This is a genomic window from Butyrivibrio sp. FCS014, from assembly GCF_000526935.1.
In the GTDB taxonomy this organism is placed as follows: Bacteria; Bacillota; Clostridia; order Lachnospirales; family Lachnospiraceae; genus Butyrivibrio.
The window spans coordinates 885,170-907,817 of the sequence record NZ_JAHA01000019.1 but is presented as its reverse complement, the minus strand read 5'-3'; the positions used below and the strand labels follow the sequence as shown (position 1 = coordinate 907,817).

Genomic DNA, 22,648 nt, shown 5'->3' with positions numbered 1-22,648 from the left:
GTTATGAAAAAAATACCTCTTAGAATGTACTTTTATGCATTAGTGGGACTGATACTTCTTTTGCTGGGCATTTATCAGGCGGTGAGACTTGGAACGAACATGTCCTTCGTAAGTGCTTACAACAAGGGTGAATACAAGACCGAGGAGGAGTCCTCTCTTCTTAAGTACAATTTCCCCGAGAGCTATATTCCCTACTACAACCTTGGAAATGCCGCCTTCAAGCAGGGTGATTACAATGCGGCGGTAGGCCAGTATACCGAGGCACTTAAGCAGCACCCCACAGAGGAAAAGGAGTGTGATATAAGAGTCAACCTTGCTCTTTCCCTTTGCAATACCATCGATTTCAACAACCTGACAAGTCAGGAAAAGATAGACACGGCGCTGTTTATACTCTATAAAGCAAGAGATATTCTTCTTGAGAAGGGCTGTGCCACCGATGAAGGTGAGCCGGGGCACGATGCTGATGCACAACAGCTCAAGGAAGATATAGACAGGATGATAGAAAAGCTCAAGAATCCCGATCAGAACAACAACAGCCAGGAGCAGCAGGATCAGGGCAACAGCAGCGATTCCGATGACGGATCAAGCGAAGATTCCAAGCCTTCCGACAAGGAGAAGAAGGTACAGAAGGAACTGGAAGAGAACAAGAAGAATGCTCTTGAAGACAGAAAGGACCAGCGCGACACCATGGAGAAATGGGGCGATTATATAGGAGGATCTCCCGGCGGAGAAGAAGAGGGAGGATACGGATCCGACTACAATAACAGTCCCTGGTAAAAGCAGATATTTATAGCAAATAAATATATAGATAAAACGGAGGAATTAAAATGGCACAGAATCCAATAGTAACAATCACAATGGAAAACGGAGATGTGATGAAGGCTGAGCTTTATCCCGAGATTGCACCCAACACTGTAAACAACTTTATCTCACTTATCAACAAGCATTTCTATGACGGACTTATCTTCCACAGAGTAATCCGCGGATTCATGCTTCAGGGTGGAGATCCCGAGGGCAGCGGTATGGGCGGCCCAGGCTACGGCATTAAGGGTGAGTTCTCAAGCAACGGCTTTAAGAATGACCTTAAGCACACTGAGGGAGTTCTTTCCATGGCACGTTCAATGATGCCCAACTCAGCAGGTTCACAGTTCTTTATCATGCACAAGACTTCACCTCACCTTGACGGCGACTATGCTGCATTCGGTAAGGTAATTGAGGGACTTGAAGTGGTTAACGCCATTGCTGAGACGCAGACAGACTGGGACGATCGCCCCGTAACTCCTCAGGTAATGAAGACAGTTACCGTTGAGACCTTCGGTGTTGATTATCCCGAACCTGAAACTGTTTGAAACTGATGAGGTTCTTTCGAATCTGGTTCGAACGTTGTTCTGGCGAGTGCTTTGGCACGAGAGCAGAACTTCCTTATGACATAAATAAGTTCTAAATGCATGGCAAAAGCCCCCGGAACTAAGCTCCGGGGGCTTTTATATGGGTGTGCGCCTAGCGGCGCACGTTTCTAACGGGTTAAAGTCCCGAATCCGCCCGGTAGTGGGAAGGATATAGCCGAAGGCAAGGGTGTCCGCCGCGAGGTGGAATCTGAAGGAAGCTGGATGTGGGGAACATACTAACCCACGGGCAAATCTCTGGTCTGACGTACAGAAATCTCATATGAGGTTATGCATGAGGGTAAGGCTGCATCACAAGTCGAAGCCCAATAACTACACGGAATCATGCATGATAAATGAGGCAGATGGATGGAGAGGAAGAAACGTGTGGTACCTAGGGAGGTCTGCGTGAAATGCTCTGAAAGGAGTAACCACCGTACAAGGAAACGAGGCGGTGCTGAACATGCAGAAGTCAGCAGAGGTCATAGTAGGGATATGGACATGGAAACATGGACATGCTGACCGAAGGACCGAATCAGTAGGAGTCTTAAGTATGACCGAGAAAGGAGGAATGACCATTTATGGCAGAAAACATTGAAAACAATGGCTGTTCGCAAAGAGATAATGCGGAACATGAAGGGTATGCGAAAGCGCGTAGGTCATTCAATCGGATATGGAAAGAAAGAGACAGTGCACAGCCGAGACTCTTGGAAGCGATACTGTATAAAGACAACTTAAACAGAGCGTATAAGAGAGTGAAGGCAAACAAGGGAGCGCCAGGGATTGATGGCATGACCATCGAAGATGCACTTCCCTATCTTAAGGAACATCAGCAGGAGCTAACTGACCGTATATATCGGGGGAAGTACACTCCGTCGCCAGTCAGGCGAGTTGAGATTCCAAAACCAGATGGTGGTGTGCGAAAGCTTGGCATACCAACAGTGATAGACCGTATACTCCAGCAGGCAATAGCCCAACAGCTTATGCCGATCTACGAGCCACAGTTTGCGGATGGAAGCTATGGTTACCGTCCAAACAGAGATGCAAAAGGAGCAATACGAAAGGTCAAAGAGTACGCAGAGCAAGGCTACACATTTGCTGTGGTTCTTGATTTATCCAAGTATTTCGATACCTTAAATCACGAAATCCTTATAAATCTTCTGCGGAAGAATGTAAAGGATGAGCGTGTGGTGCAGCTCATTAAACGCTATCTAAAGAGTGGCGTAATGGAAAATGGAGTGGTCATTGACACAGAGGAAGGCTCGCCACAAGGTGGTAATCTATCACCGCTTCTTGCGAACATCTACCTCAATGAGTTCGACCAAGAGTTTCTAAAGAGGGGTGTTCCTTGCATTAGATATGCAGATGACATCGTGCTCCTAGCTAGAAGCAAAAGGGCGTCTGAAAGACTCTTGGAAAGCAGTACGAGATATCTCGAAGAGAACATGAAACTCACGGTGAATCGGGAAAAAAGCCGTACTGTTAGTGTGTTTGCAATCCGAAATTTTAAATTCCTTGGCTTTGCATTGGGAAGGAACGGAAGTGGCATTTTTGTCAGAGTTCATCCAAAGTCATGGAAGAAGTTCAAGTCAAAACTGAAAGATTTATCTTCCCGTAAGTCTGTGCAGTCTATCAAGCCTAGCCTTGAGAAAATCAAGGTATATGCTAGAGGATGGCTCAACTACTACGGTATTGCAAGCATTAAGTGGAACGTCGATGACATCAACGGATGGCTCTATCACAGAATACGTATGTGTATATGGAAACAATGGAAGAAACCAAAGACAAAGGTACGTAATCTGATTAAGATGGGCGTGCCCGAGGACTTAGCATGGCGGGCTGGTAACAGCCGAAGAGGTCACTGGTTCACGTCGCATACTGTTGCAGTAAATATGGCAATGACAAAAGAAAGACTGATAAACAGTGGCTTTTATGATTTAGCCACAGCCTATCAGTCTGTGCACGTCAACTATTGAAAGCGCCGTATACCGAACGGTACGTACGGTGCTGTGAGAGGACGGCGGCTAGTCACCGCCTCCTACTTGATTTATGTTTATATGTATATTCGCAAGGAAGTTCTGCTCTCGCGCTTTGCGCGTAAGGAAGTTCTGCTCTCACGCTTCGCGTTCGCCAGAACACGTTCGAACTAGCTTCGGCAAAACCTCAGCAAGTTCTCTCAGCCTTTCACTGCACCTTCGATCATACCTTCCATGATCTGCTTCTGTGCAATGAGGAAGATGATGATCATAGGAATGATGGCAAGCAGCGCAGCGGGAAGAATTCTGTCCCAACGCTTTACGTAAGATCCAACGAACTTCTGGATGGCAATGGGAATTGTCATTACCTTACCGTTCTGACCAAGCATCATTGAAGGCAGAAGGTAGTCGTTCCAGATCCACATTCCGTTAAGGATTGTAACTGTTGTGATTACAGGTGTCAGCAGAGGGAAGATGATCTGGAAGAAGGTCTGCTCAGGAGAACATCCGTCGATTGAAGCAGCTTCCTCGAGGTCAAAGGGAACACCCTTGATGAAACCTACAAGAATGAATACCGTCATGGCTCCGCCGAATCCCAGGTATGCGAACACGATACCGGGTACTGACTGGAGCATCGGGAATCCGATGAACTTACCTACATCACGGAAGGTAGAAATAAGCGGAAGCATAACTACCTGGAAAGGAATGATCATTGATGCGATGAAGGTGAAGTAGATAACTGTTGACCATGCGGTCTTGTTACGGCAGATAACCCATGCTGCCATTGCTCCGAACAGTGCAAGGAGCACAAGGGACAGGATAGTGATAAGTGCCGAGTAACCGAAGGAACGCCAGAACAGGAAGTTGGGGTCGTTGATAACCTCATGAACATTGAACTTGAACTGGCCGAAACTCATACCGTTGAAGCTTACGGGATTGGAAGTGATATCCGATGTCTCTTTTCCCGAGTTGATAACAAGCAGGAAGAACGGGAACAAAACGTATGCTGCAACGATAACTGCTATGATCATTCTGATCACTACTGAAGAAGCTTTTTCTTTGGTATGCATTACAGTTCCACCTCCCTCTTATTAGAAATACGTACCTGCATGATAGATACAATTGCCAGGATGATGAAGAAAAGAACTGCCTTTGCCTGGCCAAGGGCGTAGTCGTTATTTACAACAGCTGTGCCGTAGATGTTAAGTGCAAGCATCTCGGTACCGTTGGCGATGTACTCACCAAGGAACTGTACTGAGCCCTTACCGTTTGTAAGAGCAAGGTTTACATCGAACTGTTTGAAGGCTGATGTAAGTGTAAGGAATGTACAGATCGTAATTGTAGGTGCGATCATGGGAAGCTTGATATTGAAAAGAGTCTGAAGCTTGTTCGCACCGTCGATGGCAGATGCCTCAAGTACGTCACCGGGGATTGTGTTAAGACCGGTGATGTAGATCAGCATGATGTAACCTGCATACTGCCAGATGTATACGATGATGATAGCAATGAACGCTGTCTTTGTATCCGAAAGCATTGAGTAGGTACCGGTAAACTTTGTGACAACATTACTGAAAATGAACTGCCAGATGTAACCAAGTACGATTCCTCCGATAAGGTTGGGGAGGAAGTAAGCTGCTCTGAAGAATCCAAGGCCCTTGATCCTTGAGGTGCAAAGCAGAGCCAGAAGGAAAGCAACAAGATTTACGAGAATCATGTTGAAAACCACAAAGAGGAATGTCAGCAGTATTGACCAAAGGAAAGACGGCTGTCTGAACATTCTGGCGTAGTTGGCAAATCCTACCACACCCTTCATGGTGATTCCGTTCCAGTCGGTAAAGGAATATCCGATACCAAGAACCAGAGGAATGATCACTGTTACCGCAAATGCAAAGAGAAGCGGGAACAGGAAGATGATGTTGATGATAGTGCGATGATGTTTAAATGTTGGGAAAAGATACAGGCCTAATATGAACAAAAGAATTCCGCATACGAACATTACGCCTCGTCCCAGAATGATAGGCGTTCCGCTACCGGGCATGGTTCCCAGGATTAGATCGCCTGCTTTGGTAATGGATAAGGCAAGTCCGGCGATCGCAAGCACTGCGCCCAGGATCAGGCTGCCAAAGGATGCGACTTTTCGGCCTATTGAAAAAGTACCCATTTGTAATCCCCCTTTCAGATTAAATAGTTTAAATGGTTTTTTATGAAAAAACAGGCAGGGCACATAGCACGCCCTGCCCGCATGTTCATTATTACTGAGCGTAGTAGCTGGAGATTACCTGAGCCATTGTTGATACAAATCCGTCTGCATCAAGCTTGCCCTTAGCGTAATCAGCGAATACGTTACATGTCTGGTTCTGAAGGCCGTCCTTCTTAAGCATTGTGTGCCATCCTGAGTAGTTGCCTGCTGTGATGTAGCTGTTCATGCTCTTGTAGAAGGGGTTAACTGCCTCGTACTGGCAATCATCGAAAGGAGAAACAAGGCCTGCATCATTAACAAGAATGTTCTGAGCAGAATCGCCTGCGCACCAGTTGAAGAATGCCTTAGCGCCCTCAACGTTGCCGTTTGAGTATGCTACCCAATATGAAGGGGGACCAGCGATGATTGTGTTGATTCCGTCCTCAAATGCATAAGGAGCAAATCCGCACTCAAAGCTTACGTCGTCAGGTGATGTTACACACCAGTTACCCTGTGTGATGAATACATACTTGCCATCCTTGAATCCCTGAACCTGTGTATCATAGGTTCCGTCAATAAGAAGGGCAGGATCTGAATACTGGTTCATCATGCCTACGAAATCAGCGAAGTTCTTCATTCTTGCTTCGTCGATCTTGCCGCCGTCGTTAAGAAGGTCGATGTATGTTGTGTCATCAGCCTTAAGACCTGCGTCAAGGTACTGAGCGAATACGTGTGTTCCTGAAGACCAGCCAAGGTTTGTGGGCTCTGCGCACCATCCGAATACAGCTGTGATGCCAAGCTCATCTTTCTTGGAATCAAGAGTCTCGCAAGCCTCTTTCCATGCGGCAGGTGATGTAAGAGATGCGGGATCAACGCCTGCGGCCTTAAGAAGGTCAGCGTTGTAACCAAGAGCTGTAGCCTCTACTGTGTAAGGGAATCCGATTGTTCCCATGTTTGCATCTACAAGTTCGAAACCTGTCTTGTTTGTCCAGTCCTCACCGGAAAGATCAGCAAGCATGCCGTCCCAGTTAGCTGCCTGGTTAGCTTCGATTACGAAGATGTCAGGCATGTTGTCAGCCTGATACATTTTCTTAAGCTCGTCAGATGCGTTTGTGTCACCACCGATTGTCTCAACAACGAGAACATTTCCTGTCTCTTCCTGATACTTAGCTGCAAGAGCCTGCATCTGGTCGTTGATCTCGGGCTTACCGTTGAGAAGACGAACCTCTCCAAGGTCGCCTGTAGCTTCTGCTGCAGGAGCTGCTTCCTCAGTAGCAGCGGGCTCTGTAGCCTCTGCCTGAGTCTCAGCTGCGGGAGCCTCAGCGGTGTCAGTTGTGTCGGTTGTTCCTGTAGTACCGCAAGCTGCAAGTGAAAGAACCATAGAGCCTGCAAGAACTAATGACATCAGTTTCTTTTTCATTTTTTACCCTCCTTTTGCACTTTTGTGCATTCTGCCATATAAAGTAACTTTTTCACAGTTACTTTTGCGCATAAGTTGTACGCTAAATTCACGATATCACATACACGGCTAAAATTCAAGCAAAAAACCATAAAAATTATCTTGCAAAACTGCTTAAATAAGCCTAAAGTCAGGCGGTAAGCGGACTTAATCGTTTACACTTAAGTGTTAAAAATCAATAAAACATTTCTAAAAATTATGATAAAACGTAAAAAAGACCAACTTATGCGCGTAAGCATAAGTTGGTCAATCTACACAACGATAACCTGTGTTAACTGTTTATATTTTTGACAGTGTCACGAATCACAAGCCTTGTGGGCAGTTTTATCTGGTTCGGAGTCTTTACCCCGGAGAGCTGTTTAAGAAGCGTATCTGCTGCGGTTACACCTTTGGCCTTTACATCCTGATGGACTGTTGTGAGGGCCGGGCGGTGAAGCTGACCCAGCATATTGTCGTCGAAGCCAACGACCGAGATGTCCCCGGGAACGGAAATGCCTCTGTCGGAAAGAGCGGACATGAGAGTTACCGCATAAAGATCCGATACGCACATGATGGCGGTGAACTCGGAAGCTCTTTGGCATATCTTCTCAAGACTTTCCTCTATCTCCTCGGACCTTGGTCTTATCTGCAAAAAGTCCGTACTTTTGAATTTCAGCTTGTTATCTTTAAGAGCCTTTTTAAATCCGTTGAGTCTTGCAAGGTCGACGCCCTTGGTGTTATCGGACAGGAATGCGATCCTTTTGTGGCCCTGGGAGATGAGGTAGGAGGCCATTTCATAAGCACCCTGCTCATCATCAAGTCCGACATTGGTAAAGTGCTTGAGGCCCTCGAGAGAATAGGTGTCTATACATACGATGGGCTTCTTGTACTTCTCACTGACCCGGATGCCGTCATCATCCAGCATTCCGAAGAGGATAAGTCCGTCCACATTCCAGGTGGAGACATGCCGCATGATCTCGTCGGTATCCTTTGAGATATAAAGCATCATAAAGTAACCGGCGCTGCGGATGGTCTCTTCCACGCCACCAATAAGAACGGATACAAATGGATCCATGATAAGGTTCTCGTACTTGTCGGCACGGGCCTTCAGCGCAAGGCCGATGATCTTGGATTCGTTCTGGGCGAGATTACGGGCACTTATATTCGGTACGTAATCCACTTTTTTCAAAAACTCCTCCACTTTTTTCTTGGTGTCCTCGGACACCTCCCCGGCCTTTCCATGGATAACATTTGAAACCGTTGTGGTACTCATATTCAGTTGCCTGGCGATTTCTTTGATAGTTATCATGTTTTGATTTTGGGACTTTACAACGAAAAAAAGTTATTGTATCTTGTTCACAAAATAACACGGTCGAATACATGTTGTCAAAGTATTCGATTTTTTTTGAAAAGGAATGAGGAAAAATGAACACTAAGTACAACAGAATAACGATCAATGTTTCTGACGTCAAAGAAAAACTAACACATGCATCAGAAATTGCAGCGGATTTGACTATTCCCGAGGATATTCCTCACGGTGATATGCCGGGAGATAAGATTGAGATCGGACAGAGCCACATCGCCAAGGCAAGAACAATTTTCCCAGAACTGGTAAAAGAGCTTACGGCTAAAATGGAGGCTAATCCATACGGCCGCGCTGTAGTAGCGGTTTGCGGAGGATCCGGTGTTGGTAAATCTGAAATTGCGTCACTTCTGTCATATATGCTGGAACAGGCAGGAATAGGCAGCTACACCATGTCCGGAGACAATTATCCCCACAGAATTCCCATGTACAATGATGCTGAAAGGCTTCATACTTTCAGAGTTGCAGGCATGAGGGCTATGGCTGACGCCGGTGTCATGAATCCTGAAAATGTAGCTAAGATCAGAGAGTGGCAGAAGGCTGAAACCGATGCAGACAAGGCACATGCAGAGACTGACACATGGTTCACAAGCTATCTTGAGGCAGGAAAAGAAGCTCTTAAGAATTATCTCGGAACTCCCAAAGAAACTGATTTCGAAGAAGTTGATAATATAATGAAAGCCTTCAAGGATGGAGCGGATGCACTCTATCTTAAGAGAATGGGCAGAGACGAGGCTTCCCTCTGGTATGACCTTGTTGATCTTTCTAATAAGCAGGTTCTTATTGTAGAGTGGACCCATGGTAACAGCGATTACATGACTCAGGTTGATATCCCTGTTCTTTTGAACAGCACACCGCAGGAGACACTTGAGCACAGAAGATCAAGAAACAGAGACGGCAAGCTTGACAGCCCCTTCACTACAATGGTTCTTGAGATTGAGCAGGCCAAGCTTGTGGATCAGGCTCACAAGGCTAAGATCATTGTTTCTAAAGCGGGAGATATTATCAGCTACGATGAGTTTAAGAAGATCATGGCTGCGGATATCTGATTCAGAAAGGAAGAAATATGAGTAATATTACAAATAACGGACCTATGCTCAACGCTTATCCGGACAGCATGGGCGGAACCATGTCGGATATCCTTGCTGTTCTTTCCAAAGAAGAGTTTAAGGATGTGTTCCGGTCTTTTTACATCCTTCCCAGCATCTTCAATACCGATCTGGACAGAGGTTTTTCCGTAATAGACTACAGCATCAATGAGCAGATGGCTGCCCCCGGAGATATCGATAAATTAGCCGATCTGGGAATTGACCTTAAGCTTGATTTTATCTTAAATCATGCGTCGGTTCTTTCTCCTCAGTTCCAGGATCTTCTTAAGAACGGTGAGAATTCAAAGTATAAGGATTTCTTCATCAATTGGAACAAATTCTGGGAGGGCTGCGGTGAGATGACCCCCGAGGGCTACATCCAGCCAAGGGAAGAGTACATCAAGGATATGTTCTTCAGAAAGCCCGGGCTTCCCATTCTTATGGTCAGAATGCCAGATGGAAAGGACGTTCCCTACTGGAATACCTTCTATCAGGAGGTTCAGTACAAGAGACCCGATGTTCAGGATCTCATGGACAGGATGAACATTCAGTATCTGACAGCACAGAAGCTTTCCGAGCGCATTAAAAGTGAGCTTGATGAGGGCAAAAAGCCTTCAGAGATAGATTTTACAGGCTTTGAGAAATACAGGGACGCAGCGGTTGACCTTCTTGAATCCGGAAGACGCTACCTTGGACAGATGGATCTTAATATCAAGTCAGAGCTTGTCTGGGAGCATTACAGAAATACCTTAAAGAGCCTCTCAGGGTACGGCGCAAGGATTGTAAGACTTGATGCTTTTGCCTATGCTCCCAAGGAACCCGGCAAAAAGAACTTCTTAAACGAGCCCGATACCTGGGATGTACTTGAGAGGGTTAAAAAGCTGGCTGATGAATTCGGAGTATCACTTCTTCCCGAGATCCACGCAAGCTACGGGGAAAAGATATATGAAACAGTGGCAGACAAAGGCTACATGACCTATGACTTCTTCCTGCCCGGTCTTCTTATCTATGCCATAGAGAGCAAGGACGGAAAGCTTCTTTATGACTGGGCAAAAGAGGTATACGACAAGAAAATCCGCGTTGTAAACATGCTGGGCTGCCACGACGGAATCCCGCTTTTGGACCTTAAGGGACTCCTTCCCGAGGAGGATATCCAGAAGATGATTGACATCATTGTCGGAAGAGGCGGATATGTCAAGGATCTTCACGGCGCCAAGAATATGTATTACCAGGTAAATGCAACCTATTACAGCGCTCTTGGTGAGGATGACAAAAAGATGCTCTTTGCAAGGGCAATCCAGATGTTCATGCCCGGAAAGCCTCAGATATGGTATCTTGATCTGTTCGCAGGAAAGAACGACCATGAGGCAGTAAAGCGCGCCGGTGCAGGCGGCCATAAGGAGATCAACAGGACCAACCTTACTCTGCCTCAGATCGAAGAAGCTCTTGGAAAAGAAGTAGTGAAGGAGCAGCTTAAGCTCCTAAGATACAGGAACACCAATCCTGCATTTGGCTTTGATTCCAACTTCACCGTAAGCCTTGAGGGCACGGTAATGACCTTCCTTTGGGAGAAGGATGGACACAAAGCTCAGCTTAAGGCTGATTTTTCGGACTATAGCTATAAGCTTGACTAGCTGCATAGGGCTGCGGCTCATCGTAGAAATTTGAGCTGGCAGGGCTTTGAGCGATCTGCTCATGGCTTTGCCGGCTTAAACTTATTTCATAACCAAACTGGCCGGAGAGATAGATAAGGCCTGCGCCCCACAGAACATCGCCTGTTTCATGGGCTATTGCTACACGTTTCTCAATCTCTTTAATAAGCACATGTCTGGGATATTTCAAAAGAGCATTTACAGCTTCGGTAAAATAGGGCTTTTGGATATCTCTTGTGCAGTCAAAGAGGAAGTTTAAGGCTTCCTCATTCTCAATGGGACCTAGTGCTGAAAGAAGACGGGCACCGTTTCCGACGCACATGTCATCTTTATAATCTTCCTGAACAAACCAGCCATCAATATGCTTTATCTTTTTGTCCTGAATTGCTTTACTTATAATATCTATTTCTTTATCAGTGAGAGTTCTGCTGTGGAGTGAGTTCAGCGCATAATCAGGGAGTCTTAAAGCTTCCTTAAGCTTGTTTGCCTTGCTTCGCTCCAGGGTATCCTCGGCTTCCATTGATACCGCTTTTTCCCATTCATAGCGGATCTGGTCCCAGTCAGCTTTTGCAAGCTCTTCATAGCTTCCCTTCCAAACGGAGTTGAAAGCGCGGGTAGTGATGCTGTCAAGAAGTGACTTTCTCATTCCAACTTCGTAGAGCCTGTTGGCTTTTAAAAGGTCCACAAGAGCATGCCTGATGGCGTTGTTCTTGAGCCAGTTCTGTTCAGTGAGCCTTGTTCCGTCTATCATCATAAGCTCTCCCCTGGCATAGTCAAAGCCTCTTACAAGATACAGGGGATAATAATGACCGGCCACATAGAACCAGCGGCCGCTTTCGCTGACCTTAAGATGTCTGCAGACTTTACCGTCTCTTAAAACATAAGGGTGAAATTCTTCGTCTTTCAGAAGGTTGATGGTGTTCCGGCGTCCGAACTGATTGCCCCAGTAAGGGACATGAGATATATCTTCAAGAGTTTTCTTGTATTTTTCTTCATATTTGCTGTAAAGTACTGAGCCTACAAAGAAACCGATTATCCAGGAACCTCCGCCGATACCGATCAGAGCCCCGAGAAACACCAGTGCTCCCGCTATTCCAACAAACGCTGCGTGAAACTTTTTGCCAAAGCTTCCGCTGAGAAAAAGACCTTTAATATAATTCCACATTTTCCATTCCCTCTTCTTATTAATAGCAAATAATATAGTATATGAAACTTTTTTAAAAAACAAGGTGTGCTTTAGCGTCAGCAACCATACAAAATAGCGATTTCAGATGGTATAATTTTCATATATATTCTATTTTGGTCCATTCGAAAGGTGAGACATGGCAAACAAAAAACCGTTGACTAGCGGAGCTGCAAAAGTTCCCGTTGTAATGCAGATGGAGGCCCTTGAGTGCGGAGCTGCCTGCCTGGACATGATACTTGCTTACTACGGCAAGTGGATTGCCCTTGAACAGGTGCGCCTTGACTGCGGCGTTTCCAGGGATGGCTCCAATGCAAAAAATATACTGAAGGCAGCCAGAAACTATGGCATGCAGGCAGCAGGCTACCGCATGGATATGGAAAGCCTCAGAAAAGAGTGCACTTTTCCCTGTATCGTGCATTGGGAGTATAACCACTTCATAGTGCTGTGCGGATTCAAGGGACAGAAGGCCTACATAAATGATCCCTCCAGAGGAAGCGTTTCCATTCCCATTAAGGAGTTCGAGAAAGGGTTCACCGGAATAGCACTGACCTTTGAGCCTACCGAGAACTTTGAACCCGGCGGCAAGAGAAAGAGTGTCCTCGAATTTGCAGGCAGGAGACTTAAGGATGCCAGGGCTGCGGTGATATTTACCGTGCTCATCACGCTGTTTTCCTATGCCTTCACAATTATAAATCCCAAAATGTCCGAGTACTTTATGGATAAGCTTCTGACGGGGACAGCCGCAAATGAGGCTGATGGGTTCATAGTTTTACTGACGGGGCTGGCGATTTTGCAGATAGCCGTGTCCTGGATCTCCGCGGTATATTCCCTTAAGATCGGCGGAAAACTGGCCATCAACGGAAGCACGTCTTTCATGTGGAAGATACTCAGGCTCCCTATGGAGTTCTTTTCCCAGAGAATGTCCGGAGATATCCTTATGAGACATTCCACCAATGAGGAAATAGCAGGGGTCATCGTCAACACCTTCGCACCTCTGTGTCTGAATACCGGAATGATGGTGTTTTACCTGGTGGTTCTTGTGAGATATTCGGTGCCTCTTACAATCCTTGGCATTTCAACCGTTATCATTAACCTTGTGATTTCCAAGATAATCTCAGATCACAGAATAAATGTCACCAGAGGAATGATGATCGAGCAGGGTAAGCTCGCCACTCAGACTCTGTCCGGGATCAGCATGATCGAGACCATCAAGGCCAGCGGCGCTGAGAACGGCTTTTTTGAAAACTGGGTTGCCACCAAGGCTGCTGTTGATGAAAAAGAGGTAGAGTTCATGCGAAAGAACACCTACCTGGAGGCGATACCCCAGATGGTTTCCAACATGGCCAACTATGCCATCCTCATCGGCGGTGTCTTTTTTGCCCTGAACGGGAACTTCTCGGTTGGTATGATCACGGCCTTCCAGGGGATCCTCCAGTCTTTCATGGGGCCTGCCACAACCCTGACCAATGCGGGGCAGACCATTCTTGAGATGCGCACCGAGATGGAGAGGGTTGAGGATGTAATGCAGTACAAGACCGATGAATATGCAGACAGAGGCGATGATGACAGCCATGTCTTTGAGAAGCTCTCCGGTAATATTCAGGTGAAGAACCTTACCTTCGGATATTCAAGACTTGATAAGCCTTTTATCAAGGATTTCAATATGGAACTGACCCAGGGGAAAAGAGTCGCCATCGTTGGCGGAAGCGGATGCGGAAAATCCACTGTCTCCAAGCTTATTTCAGGACTTTACAAGCCCTGGAGCGGCGAGATCCTTTTTGATGGCAAGTCCATCCCCGAGATAGACAGAAGCGCCTTTACCGGGTCTGTGGCAGTGGTGGACCAGGATATTATCCTGTTTGAGGACACCATAGAGAACAATATCAAAATGTGGGATGAATCCATCGAGAACTTTGAGATGATCCTTGCGGCAAGGGATGCCAGGATTCACGATGACATTATCCTTAAGCCCGGCGGATATCAGTACAGGATTACCGAGGGTGGAAAAGACCTGTCGGGAGGCCAGAGACAGAGACTTGAGATTGCAAGGGTTCTTGCCATGGATCCTTCCATCGTTATCCTGGATGAGGCCACCAGCGCTCTGGATGCCAAGACTGAGTATGAGGTGGTTAATGCCATCAAGGACAGGGGTATCACTCTTATAATTATTGCCCACAGGCTCTCCACCATCAGGGACTGCGACGAGATCATAGTTCTTGATAAGGGAGAGATAGTTGAGCGCGGAACTCACGAGCAGCTTATTGAGAATGACGGATATTACAAAGCATTGGTCAGCAACGACTGACGGCCATTGATTAATCATACAGTACAGGAGCGTTGAAATTGGGCTGGTTTGACGAACAGATAAGACTTAGAAAAAGAAGAGACGAAGAGCTGTACCGGGAGTCCTACGACAAGATTGCCCACAAGGTGCTTGGGGAGAGGATGAAAACCCGGAACAAGAGATTCAGTGTGCGCAATGCCATTGAAGATGTTTTCATGTACTATCATTATCCTTCCGTTGAGATACCCGGGAATATCAAGGATCCCCTGGAGCAGATAGAATATGCGGCAAGCTCAGTGGGCATGATGAAGGCTGTCATTTCGCTGAAGGATGGATGGTACACGGACTGCTTTGGCCCGATCATCTGCTTTCTCAAGGCTGACCACTCCCCGATATGTCTTTTCCCGATGGGATTTGCAAGGTACTACTTCTATGATCCGGCTACCGGAAAAAAGACAACGGTAAACAAGAAGAATGCTGATCTGTTCGAGGAGCAGGCGGTGGCGTTCTATGAGCCGCTGGCGCTGAAAAAGCTTGGGATCTCCGATCTTATCAGCTTTATGAAGGACAGACTTTCCTACTACGATTATCTGTACTACGCTGTGGCAGTGCTTGTGGCTGCGGCAATTTCCATGATTCTTCCAATGGCTGCAGAGACCATGACGGGAACGGTCATCAGGGATTCGAATATTACGCTGTTTGGTGTTATGGCAGTTACCATCATGGTTACCATCGTTTTGTCGGGATTTATTCAGGCCTTTGCTACGGCGGTGTCCATGCGGGTAAAGTGGAAGGTTACGATTCCTGTGGAGCAGGCGGTAATGCAGAGGATTCTTACTTTGCCGGCGCCTTTCTTCAGGCAGTTCAGCGCAGGTGAACTTTCCAGCAGGTCCGGAAGCATCAACTCGATATGTCAGATAATTATTGAGGATGTCTTTTCCCTGGGATTGTCTGCCATTGCTTCCCTGATATATGTTTTCCAGATCATGAGATACGCACCGATGCTGGTTATCCCGTCTGTGGTGATCATTGTGCTGAGTCTTTTCCTGTCTGTGATCGCGACTCTTATGCAGATGAGGATTACCAGGCAGAGAATGGAGCTTCTTGCTAAAGAGAACGGCCTTAGCTATGCGATGATCAACGGCATTCAGAAGATAAAACTTGCGGGAGCGGAGAAGAGGATCTTCGCAAAGTGGGCAAACCAGTACGCAGAGGGTGCGGCACTGGCGTATAATCCGCCGTTTTTCCTTAAGATAAGCGGCGTGCTGAATACAGCGGTTTCGCTGATAGGAACCGTTGTGCTATATGAGATAGCAATTAAATCAGGTGTTGCTCCATCGGAATACTTTGCGTTCAATATAGCTTATGCTGCGCTGTTTGCGGCATTTTCGCAGCTGTCTTCAACATCCCTGTCGGTGGCAAGGATCAAGCCGGTACTTGATATGGCGGAACCAATCCTCAAGACAGAGCCTGAGAAGACACTTAAAAAGGATATCGTGACAAGGCTGAACGGCAGCATTGAACTGGGCGGCGTGTACTTTAGATACAACGAGCAGGATCCCTATATTCTTGAGAACTTCAATCTTAAGATCAGGGCCGGGGAGTACGTTGCCATCGTCGGCAAGACAGGATGCGGCAAGTCCACTCTGGTAAGGCTCCTTCTGGGATTCGAGAAACCCAATAAGGGTGTGGTTTTCTATGACGGTAAGGATATAGAGAGGATTGACCTTAAGTCCTTGAGGCGCAAGATCGGTTCGGTAATCCAGGACGGCAAGCTGTTCTTTGGAGATATCTTCCACAACATAGCAATTGCTTCCGAGAAGCTGACTCAGGAGGAAGCCTGGGAAGCGGCCGAGATGGCGGGAATCGCGGATGACATTCGCGCTATGCCCATGGGAATGCACACCATCATCGCCGAAGGCCAGGGAGGAATCTCCGGAGGCCAGAAGCAAAGGCTTCTTATAGCCAGGGCAGTGGCTTCCAAGCCCAGGATACTGATCTTTGACGAGGCCACCAGTGCTCTTGACAATATCACCCAGAGGCAGATTTCCGAGGCTCTGGACGGACTTAAGTGCACAAGGATCGTTATCGCCCACAGGCTTTCCACCATTAAGAACTGCGACAGGATACTGGTTATGGACAGCGGCCGGATCATTGAAGAGGGCAAATATCAGGATCTGATCGATAAGAAAGGATACTTCTATGAGCTGGTGGAACGGCAGCAGCTGTGAGGTGGAACAGAAATGCTATTCTTGGAATATATCTTTTCAACGGATTTGAAAGCAAAGGAAAAAAATCGCAGAACTGAGTGAATGTGTGTGAAACAATGATAGGGGAGAGAGTAATTATGAATAAGGAAGTAAGGGATCCGTTTCTTGAAGGCAATGAGATCATTGAGCAGGCTATTTCTACATTCCATAAGGATCAGAGCAACGATAACCTTATAACTGTCCTTGAGAGCATCAGGGCCAGAATGTACGCTGACGGACATTTCGTAATTCCGGTAGTCACCAAAGCAGGCGATGAAATGACATACTCCTTCAGAGGCCTCAATACCAATGACGGAAATATCTGGAATGTAGTGTTCACATCACAGAAGGAATTTGAGAAAGGTCAGCCAAGCCAGGCAATATCGCACTTCATTGATGCTGCCCTCAAGGCATGTGTTGAAGCATCAGAGGCAAGGGGCTTCATTGTCAATCCCTGGAGTGACGATGCTTTCATGCTTTCCCGAGAGCTGATCCGGTTAATCCTGGAGTCTGACGACGGCGTTGAATATTCTGTTCCTGAGGATCCTATAACAAAAGAACTTTTGGCTGATGGATCATTTCTGTCCAGAGCTGTGGAAATCTGCTGCAGAAACAACACAGACCTCAATGCCCTGAAACTCATGAAGATTCTTAGAAATAGCAATGTATGGGTTCCCTGCCTTGCGGTTCCCGGAGAATCCGGTAATGATTCGCTGACTCTTTTCCCGGATATCCTTCAAGATGAGGATAAATTCTACCTTCCGGTTTTCTCAACTGCAGAGGAGATGGGAGAATATGGCAAGAATTTTGCCAAAATTGAGAGAAGCTTCATGGATGCCGTAAAACTGGCAAAAAACAACGAGCGGAAACTCTCAGGTATTGTGGTCAACGCATTCACCAATGAGTACATCGTAGACAATAACATGCTAGGCATGATCGAAGGCATGAAGGGCATCGACTAGAAATGTAAATGAATGTATTTGAAATTAAGGCTTTTCATATTCATCGTTTGGGAAAAAATGAATATGAAAAGCCTTAGTTTATAGAAAATTTACTGTAATTTACTAAAGAAATAAACGATAATATAAATAGACGCTTTTTGTACATGTGGATTGAAAAACGAGCTTTGCTCTTTGAAAGGAGAATCAGCATGGATGGCATGAGTACCCAGGATATGCTTAACGGACAGGATCTTTCCACTGCGAATGTGGATGATTTGCTTGCGGCTATGGCAGCAGCTGAGGGAGGTCAGGCAGATCCCCCTGCTGAGGAGGCTCCCAAGCCCAAACGCACACGCAAGAAAGCTGCGGAACCTGAGCCTATAGCTGATATACCTAATCTTGATGACATTCTTGCTGCTACCACAGCAGAAGGTGCGCCTGCGGAGACGGCAGAACAAAGCCCCGCAGAGGCTGCTGAAGCAGATGCTATGGCTGCGGCTATGGCCGCAATGGCAGCAACTGAGGCAACGCCCGCGGAGCCCGCACCAGAAGCTCCTGCGGAGGAAGCAGCGCCTGTAGATGTGGATGCGATGATGGCTGCAATGGCAGCAGCTGAGACAGCTACCGATGTGGATGCAATGATGGCTGCAATGGCAGCAACAGAAGCAGCACCGGCGGAAGAGCCTGCACCAGAAGCACCTGCAGAGGAAGCGCCAGTTGATATGGACGCAATGATGGCAGCGATGGCAGCAGCAGAGGCGGCACCTGCAGAAGCACCTGCGGAAGAGCCTGCGCCAGAAGCACCTGCAGAGGAAGCGCCAGTAGATATGAATGCAATGATGGCAGCGATGGCGGCAGCTGAGGTGGCACCTGCAGAAACGGCACCGGCAGAAGAGGCTGCACCAGAAGCTCCCGCAGAGGAAGCGCCGGTAGATATGGACGCAATGATGGCAGCGATGGCAGCAGCAGAGGCGGCACCTGCAGAAACGGCATCGGCAGAAGAGCCTGCACCAGAAGCTCCTGCAGAGGAAGCACCAGTAGATATGGATGCAATGATGGCTGCAATGGCAGCAGCAGAGGCGGCACCTGCAGAAGCAGCACCGGCGGAAGAGGCTGCACCAGAAGCTCCTGCAGAGGAAGCGCCAGTTGATATGGACGCAATGATGGCTGCAATGGCAGCAGCTGAGGCGGCACCTGCAGAGGCACCGGCAGAAGAGGCACCTGCAGATATAGATCCTGTTATGGCGGCGATGATGGCAGATGCGGCGGCAGCAGCTGAGGCAGCGCCCGCAGAAGCAGCACCGGCAGAAGAAGCACCTGTAGATATGGATGCGATGATGGCCGCAATGGCAGCAGCAGAAGAGGCACCTGCAGAGGCAGCTCCGGAAATGCCTGCGATGGAAGAAATTCCTGCGGTACCCGCAGAGGAAGCACCTGCAGATATAGATCCTGTAATGGCAGCAATGATGGCAGATGCAGCGGCAGCAGAGGCTGCAGCTGCGGAGATTCCCGCAGAGCCGGCAGCAGAAGCCCCTGCAGAAGAAATCCCTGCAATGGAAGAAATCCCTGCAGAGCCTATGCCTGAGATCCCTGCAATGGAAGAAATCCCCGCAGAGCCTGCTGAAGCACCTGTAGAGTCACCTGCAGAGAACCTGGATGCGATCCTCAATGCTGAAGTAGACGCCCTTGAGGCAGCACCCGAGATCCCCGCAGAGCCGGCAGCAGAAGCCCCTGCAGAAGAGATCCCTGCGATGGGAGAAATCCCTGCAGAGCCAATGCCTGAGATGCCCGCGATGGAAGAAATCTCTGCAGAGCCAATGCCCGAGATGCCCGCGACGGAAGAAATCTCCGCAGAGCCAATGCCTGAAATCCCCGCACCGGAAGAGGCACCTTCGGATATGGATGCCGTGATGGCAGCTGTGGCAGCGGCAGAAGTTCCCGCAGAAGAAGCATCCGCAGACCTTGATCCTGTAGCGGCAGCTATGCTGGCAGCAGAGCAGTTTGCAGAGGAAGAGGGCGAGCAGGCACCTGCTCCCATGGATATGGATGCTGCGGCAGACGCCATGGAAGGGGCTGTTGAAGATATTGAAGACTTCCTTGATTCCGAGGATTACGAATATACAACAATCAAGACCGGAACGATCACCATGCTCATCATGAAGACGGCGGACGGAAACTCCATGGCCATCACCTATGACGGCAATGAGTTTGAATCCCTGGATTCGAATTTTGCCAAGGATGGTAAGACCGGATACAAAGACATTATGAACACCTTCATAAAAGAGACGATCAAGAATGGAGGAAGCAGCGGAATCACAAGACACAAGGGTTCCAAAGTAGTTGCCAAATAAACCAAACCCACAAAGGAGCTGTTCCCAAAAGGACAGCTCCTTATCAACATATCCCAAAAACTCCAGGCCTTCGGGCTTTCACCCGCACTCTTTATATGGTACGATAGCTTCTATGGACGGAAAAATGACTAAGGGGAATCCTCTCCCCATAATTCTCAAATTTGTACTTCCCATATTTCTGGGGTTTGTCTTCCAGCAGTTTTACAACATGGTGGATACTGTTATCGTGGGCAGATATGTCAGCGCCAATGCTCTGGCGGCGGTGGGCTCCACGGGAACCATCATGTTCATGATCATGGGCCTGGCCAACGGAATGACCACCGGCTACACGGTCCTTATCAGCCAGCGCTACGGTGCCGGAGACATGGAAGGGACCAGGAGGGCATTTGTGAATGCAATACTCCTTAGCATCATCAGCACCGGGATCATAACGATCATTGCTTTCCGGGTGATGCATCCTCTTTTGAAACTCATGAATACTCCGGCGGACATCTATGATGACGCCTACGCCTACATAATCACCATCTGCGCCGGGAGCATAGCTCTTATCGGCTACAACCTTCTTGCGGCCTCACTAAGAGCCATCGGAAACAGTAAGACACCGCTGTACTTCCTGATATTCGCAGCTCTTTTGAACATTGTTCTTGATCTGACATTTATCATCGTGCTGGGGCTTGGCACCTTCGGAGCGGCCCTTGCCACCGATGTTTCACAGGGAGTGTCGGCGATCCTTTGCATGATCTACATTATAAGAAAAGTTGACGTGCTAAAGCCAAAAATAAGTGACTGGCGCCTGGACGGATCCTACAGCGCCAAACAGCTCAATATCGGTATCCCGATGGCGCTTCAGTTTGGAATAACAGCCTCCGGAACCATGGTGATGCAGGCCTCCATCAATATCTACGGCTCGGTAGCTGTTGGCGGCTTTACCGCGGCGGGCAAGGTGAATAACCTGATGACGGCGGGAATGCCCTCCATCGGACAGACTATGGCGGCTTACTGCGGCCAGAATTACGGCTACGGAGACATGGACAGAGTACATCAGGGGACAAAAGATGCAATGAAGATCTCCGCAGTTTACTCGCTGATCAATGCAGTGCTGGCGATAGCTCTTTTGCCCTATATAATAAGGCTGTTCTTTGATGCCAACGTGGATGTGGCTCAGTATCTGCCCTACGCCAGGACCTATATGTATCTGTGCGTTGTGTTCTATCTGCCTCTTGCCATGATCTTCATCTACAGGAACGCCATGCAGGCTTGCGGCTTTGGTAAGACCGCGCTGGCGCTGGGAATAATGGAGCTGATCGCAAGACTGATAACGGCCTTCACCTCCATGAAGCTTCAGAGCTACACTCTGGCTGTTGCGGGGGATGCGCTGGCCTGGTTTACCACCGGAATCTTTGCGCTGATACTGTATCTTTTCATCATGAAGAAACTGAGGGAGCGCTTTGGGGCAGGAAACTAACTTTTCTATTTGACGTCGGATGAAGCTGTTGTATAATAACGAAAACAACTCTTGTGGGGAATGAGAAATGGCGAAAACAGTCAAGATGGCGGATATTGCAGAAAAAGTCGGGGTGAGCGTGGTTACGGTCTCCAAGGCCCTGACAGGACAGAAGGGTGTCAGCGAGAGCACCAGGCGCAAGATCATGAAGCTTGCGGATGAGATGGGATACGTACAGCCCTCCGCTGCGTCTTCAAGTGACAATAAGGGCCACAACATCGGCATCATCATTCACGACAAGCACTTCAGCAAATACAATTCTTTTTACCTTCAGATGTATCAGATGCTCACATCGCAGCTGGGAACCCTGGGGGATTACACAATTCTTGAGATCATTACCCATGACATGGAAAAAGATCTGGTGGCTCCGAATCTGCTCAGAGAGAACAAGATAGATGCTCTCGTGGTGCAGGGCGAGTTTACCAGGGATTACTGCGACTTTGTTAAGGGGATTGTAGGTGACATCCCCATTGTATATCTGGATTTCAACGACGAATCAAGGGACGGTATCTCCGTGATATCGGACAGCTTCTACGGTTCCTATTACCTGACCAATTATCTCTTTGAGAAGGGTCACAGGGACATTGCCTTTGTGGGCTCGCTCCTTCAGACCACTTCCATTACCGACAGATATCTTGGATATGTTAAGTCCATGATGGAGCACGGAATGCAGGTAAGACCCGACTGGCAGATCGAGGACAGAGATAAGAAGACGGGCATCATCTTCGAATCTGACAAGCTTCCGCTTCCTTTGGAACTTCCCACCGCTTTTGTCTGCAACTGCGATCTTACGGCGGGTGTGCTGATTAAGAGACTGGAAAAAGAGGGCTACAAAGTGCCCGAGGATTTCTCGGTGGTGGGGTACGATAATTTCATTTTCCCGGGAACCTGCGACGTGGAGATTACCACCTATGAAGTTGATATGCCCGTCATGGTACAAAAGGCGGTTTCCTATCTGGCATCCTTGTTAAACGGAGAAGAGATCAAAATGGGAACCCACATCATAACGGGACATCTTGTAGAAAAAGACAGTGTAAAGGCTCTTAGCTGAT

Annotated in this window: 16 protein-coding genes; 11 read left to right on the top strand and 5 right to left on the bottom strand. The window is 47.8% G+C overall.

Features of this window, described 5'->3' with window-relative positions; genetic code table 11:
• Positions 1-3 precede the first annotated feature (3 nt).
• The 3 genes from T456_RS0116835 (at position 4) to ltrA (ending at position 3,361) form a co-directional block, all read left to right on the top strand.
• A complete protein-coding gene (locus T456_RS0116835) occupies positions 4-777 on the top strand; it encodes a tetratricopeptide repeat protein (RefSeq protein ID WP_024867175.1) in 774 nt (257 codons plus the stop codon).
• A gap of 50 nt (positions 778-827) precedes the next feature.
• Complete coding sequence (locus T456_RS0116830) at positions 828-1,349, top strand: peptidylprolyl isomerase (RefSeq protein WP_024867174.1); 522 nt, start codon at positions 828-830, stop codon at positions 1,347-1,349.
• A gap of 617 nt (positions 1,350-1,966) precedes the next feature.
• A complete protein-coding gene (gene ltrA, locus T456_RS0116820; RefSeq protein WP_024864751.1) occupies positions 1,967-3,361 on the top strand; it encodes a group II intron reverse transcriptase/maturase in 1,395 nt (464 codons plus the stop codon).
• Positions 3,362-3,561: 200 nt separating this feature from the next.
• On the opposite strand, the gene T456_RS0116815 is transcribed toward ltrA, so the two are convergent.
• The 4 genes from T456_RS0116815 to T456_RS0116800 form a co-directional block, all read right to left on the bottom strand.
• Complete coding sequence (locus T456_RS0116815) at positions 3,562-4,431, bottom strand: carbohydrate ABC transporter permease (RefSeq protein WP_024867173.1); 870 nt, start codon at positions 4,429-4,431, stop codon at positions 3,562-3,564.
• Entirely contained in the window at positions 4,431-5,522 is a 1,092-nt protein-coding gene (locus T456_RS0116810) for a carbohydrate ABC transporter permease (protein WP_051465046.1), read from the bottom strand. The genes T456_RS0116815 and T456_RS0116810 overlap by 1 nt, the downstream gene beginning before the upstream one ends.
• A 91-nt stretch (positions 5,523-5,613) precedes the next feature.
• Complete coding sequence (locus T456_RS0116805) at positions 5,614-6,960, bottom strand: ABC transporter substrate-binding protein (RefSeq protein ID WP_024867171.1); 1,347 nt, start codon at positions 6,958-6,960, stop codon at positions 5,614-5,616.
• A 310-nt stretch (positions 6,961-7,270) separates the two neighbouring features.
• A complete protein-coding gene (locus T456_RS0116800; RefSeq protein WP_024867170.1) occupies positions 7,271-8,287 on the bottom strand; it encodes a LacI family DNA-binding transcriptional regulator in 1,017 nt (338 codons plus the stop codon).
• A gap of 116 nt (positions 8,288-8,403) precedes the next feature.
• On the opposite strand from T456_RS0116800, the gene T456_RS0116795 reads away from it, so the two are divergent.
• On the top strand, positions 8,404-9,390 hold the full coding sequence (locus T456_RS0116795) for an adenylyl-sulfate kinase (protein WP_024867169.1): 987 nt from the start codon (positions 8,404-8,406) through the stop codon (positions 9,388-9,390).
• Positions 9,391-9,407: 17 nt separating this feature from the next.
• Entirely contained in the window at positions 9,408-11,063 is a 1,656-nt protein-coding gene (locus tag T456_RS0116790) for a glycosidase (protein ID WP_024867168.1), read from the top strand.
• On the opposite strand, the gene T456_RS0116785 is transcribed toward T456_RS0116790, so the two are convergent.
• Positions 11,023-12,246 carry a hypothetical protein gene (locus T456_RS0116785; protein ID WP_024867167.1) on the bottom strand — a complete coding sequence of 408 codons (1,224 nt, stop codon included), beginning with the start codon at positions 12,244-12,246 and terminating at the stop codon, positions 11,023-11,025. The genes T456_RS0116790 and T456_RS0116785 overlap by 41 nt on opposite strands.
• Positions 12,247-12,403: 157 nt before the next feature.
• Between T456_RS0116785 and T456_RS0116780 the strand changes: the two genes are divergently transcribed.
• The 6 genes from T456_RS0116780 (at position 12,404) to T456_RS0116755 (ending at position 22,647) form a co-directional block, all read left to right on the top strand.
• Positions 12,404-14,572: an NHLP family bacteriocin export ABC transporter peptidase/permease/ATPase subunit gene (locus tag T456_RS0116780; RefSeq protein ID WP_024867166.1), complete on the top strand. Its 2,169-nt coding sequence runs from the start codon at positions 12,404-12,406 to the stop codon at positions 14,570-14,572.
• Positions 14,573-14,610: 38 nt separating this feature from the next.
• Complete coding sequence (locus tag T456_RS0116775; protein WP_024867165.1) at positions 14,611-16,782, top strand: ATP-binding cassette domain-containing protein; 2,172 nt, start codon at positions 14,611-14,613, stop codon at positions 16,780-16,782.
• A 116-nt stretch (positions 16,783-16,898) separates the two neighbouring features.
• Positions 16,899-17,762, top strand: coding sequence for an SseB family protein (locus tag T456_RS21655; RefSeq protein ID WP_024867164.1), 864 nt, complete (start codon positions 16,899-16,901; stop codon positions 17,760-17,762).
• A 188-nt stretch (positions 17,763-17,950) separates the two neighbouring features.
• The gene (locus tag T456_RS21650; RefSeq protein WP_024867163.1) at positions 17,951-20,092 is read left to right on the top strand and encodes a hypothetical protein; all 2,142 of its coding nucleotides are present in this window, start codon (positions 17,951-17,953) and stop codon (positions 20,090-20,092) included.
• Between the two features lie 124 nt (positions 20,093-20,216).
• A complete protein-coding gene (locus T456_RS0116760) occupies positions 20,217-21,557 on the top strand; it encodes an MATE family efflux transporter (protein WP_242836003.1) in 1,341 nt (446 codons plus the stop codon).
• Between the two features lie 67 nt (positions 21,558-21,624).
• Positions 21,625-22,647, top strand: a complete 1,023-nt coding sequence (locus tag T456_RS0116755; RefSeq protein ID WP_024867161.1) for a LacI family DNA-binding transcriptional regulator — start codon at positions 21,625-21,627, stop codon at positions 22,645-22,647.
• The last annotated feature ends 1 nt before the right edge of the window (position 22,648 follow it).